We start from the raw sequence: 2,866 nt of genomic DNA on the forward strand, positions 1-2,866 counted from the left end.
GTCATTCGTTAAATTCCCCATGATCACTTGATTAAACAACACAACTGAATCTTCTAATGGCTTGGGTACCCAATTAAAGGCTTAAAAAATAATCACTAAAATAATAACAAACGCGTAGGTATGCACTTTTGGTACGAAATCATTCAAGATTGTGCCGACCAAGAAAAATGAAAAGGCAAGCATCATCCCCACACCGATGCGTGTTGCATCAAGATTGGTCACAGGCTGTGATTTTTCAGCTGCTGTAATCGGAATTAGCACGCCATGCCCATCATATTTGGTATTGGCACCGACTTTGGCAATCAAGGCTGCCCCAATGACTGCCATGACATTGCCTAACGTCACTGCTGGAATTAATTCAGAAAACATGACCCCAGCATTCGTCCCTTGTCCTTGCGCAAAAATTTGTGATTGTGGATCGGCACCAGCACCAATACCACCAGCCATCATCGGCATCGACACAAACATTACCGCATGACCAAAACCAACGCCAAGCAGCCAGCCGACGATACCAACAGCAAAGAAACCAAGTACCATTGCTGCTAGCGATACTGGAATAAACCGCACAGCTGCCTTTAATAACAAATTACGATTCATACCTAGGATTGAGCCGACAATTAACGCGGCAATATAAAAATCCAGTAAGCCGTTCGCATTCATAAAAGTTTTGGTTGCCATTACCACATTAGCTGGTATCCAACCCAATGCCGCTAACGCTGCGGCTGCAAAAATGGTAAAGACCGACCCACCACCCAAGTAAGATTTAACGATCGGTAAGCGATTACCAATATAGTAGAAAAAGTGACCCAGCAAGACTAACATCAACGTTAAGCCCAACATATTAAGCGGCAACTTATGCAGCGCAATGGTCAACGCTAAAATGACCATCATGGTGAGGTAAAGCGGTAAATTCACGCCACTAACCTGTGTTGCCCGTATTTTTTGCATCATAATTTTATTATCTATCCCGCTTAATATTCTGCCGACCACTTCGCATCTTTAACAGCCTGTTTTGCGTCAGCAATTGGCTCACGATTCAAACCTTGATCCAAGACACTTTGAGCGGTCACTTCAGCAATTTTTTGTGAAAACGCCGTCAAATGAGAAACCGGTGGCAATACTGCAGCCCCTGCTTCTTGCGCATCAACTAAGCCACCAAGCGCATGAATCGCCGCCGAAATAGTTTCCTGCGTTAACAATTTTGCCGTTGATGCAATCAACCCAAAGCCTAAACCAGGATAAATCAAAGCATTATTCCCTTGTCCGATTTTGTAAGTCACCCCTTTATAAGTCACATCAGCAGCCGGAATACCCGTTGCAATCAAAGCCTGACCATCGGTCCATTGAATGATATCTTCAGCAGTTGCTTCGGCCAGTTTGGTTGGATTTGACAAGGGGAAAATAATTGGACGTGGTGTATGTGCGGCCATTTCCTTCACAATCTCTTCGGTAAAGGTTCCCGGTTGTGTTGACGTCCCAATCAAAACTGTTGGATGAAACATTTTCACAACATCCGCCAAGTTTGTCAACGTATCAGCATTGTTAAATTCGGCACGTGAACGGGTGAATGGTTTTTGGGCGGCCGTTAAGTCTGGTGTATCTTCAAATAACAACCCTTGCTTATCGACCAAGTAGAAGTGTTGGCGGGCTTCGTCAGCAGTCAAGCCAGCACGCTGCAATTCCGTGAATATTTGATTGACTATTCCCATGCCAGCTGTCCCAGCGCCAAAGGTAACGAAGGTTTGATCAACGAGTTTTCCCTTAGAAATGTTCAAAGCCCCGAAGATACCAGCTAAAACGATCATCCCAGTCCCTTGAATATCATCGTTAAAGGTTGCGATTTCATCTTTGTATTTATCTAAGATAACTTGGGCATTTCCCCGACCAAAATCTTCCCAATGCAACAATGATTCAGGGAACAAAGCTTGTTCAGCAGTCACAAATTGATCAATGAACGCCAGATAGTCCTTACCAGCAACCCGTGGGTGCCGGTTACCCAGGTAACGTGGGTTGTCGAGCAAAGTTTGATTATTGGTGCCTGCATCAATACTGATTGCCAAAACACTGGCTGGGTCAATACCAGCCGCTGCGGTATAAACCATCAACTTACCAACCGCGATATCAACCCCGTTGACACCCCAATCACCCATGCCAAGAATGCCTTCAGCATCAGTCACGACAACCAACTTAATATCACGACCAGCTGCGGCATTTAGCAAGGATTGCTGAATGTCTTCTGGTCGGTCAACTGACAAAAAGGCAGCATTTTGTGGATTAGTAAAAATGTTATTATATTGTTCAATGGCATCCGCCACAACTGGATCATAAACAATTGGCATAAATTCAGCGACATGTTGGTCCATCAAATGATAAAACAGCGTGACATTTTCATTAAATAAGTTCATCAAGAAAATACGCTTTTCAAGTGGCGCATCTTTTGATTGAAATTGCTGATAGGCTTGTGCGGCTTGCTCATCGATTGTTTGTACTTGACTTGGCAAAGTCCCAATCAGACCAAGCGTGCGACGTTCTTCTTGTGTAAAAGCCGTCCCTTTGTTCAGAAATGGATTACGCAGTACGTCATATCCTGTGGTTGTCATGTTTAAATCCTCCAAATGTTTGTTTATCATTTAACAACTGCCTTGACTATACAGGTCGCCATCGTTTATAGTCAAACAAGCACGTCGTCATAAATAAAATTTATGGTGATAATCAAAATATTGATATTTAGGGTTTTAAACATGCAAATTAACGATTTAAAATATTATGATGCGTTATATCATGAAAAAAGTTTTACAAAAGTGGCTAAAAAATTCAAAGTAAGTCAGCCATCCATTAGCAGTGCCATAAAACGACTTGAGCCATA

The 2,866-nt window shown here is 42.9% G+C and carries 2 protein-coding genes and 1 pseudogene; 1 reads left to right on the forward strand and 2 read right to left on the reverse strand.

The window, feature by feature from the left end:
- Both ACW12G_RS07380 and ACW12G_RS07385 read right to left on the reverse strand, forming a co-directional pair.
- Positions 1-948, reverse strand: a pseudogene (locus tag ACW12G_RS07380) (2-hydroxycarboxylate transporter family protein); the annotation flags it as partial.
- A 23-nt stretch (positions 949-971) separates the two neighbouring features.
- A complete protein-coding gene (locus tag ACW12G_RS07385; protein ID WP_455647650.1) occupies positions 972-2,600 on the reverse strand; it encodes a malolactic enzyme in 1,629 nt (542 codons plus the stop codon).
- Between the two features lie 141 nt (positions 2,601-2,741).
- Between ACW12G_RS07385 and ACW12G_RS07390 the strand changes: the two genes are divergently transcribed.
- On the forward strand, positions 2,742-2,866 hold a 125-nt coding region (locus tag ACW12G_RS07390; RefSeq protein ID WP_455647651.1), incomplete at its 3' end, for a helix-turn-helix domain-containing protein.

The organism is Leuconostoc sp. (assembly GCF_965300815.1).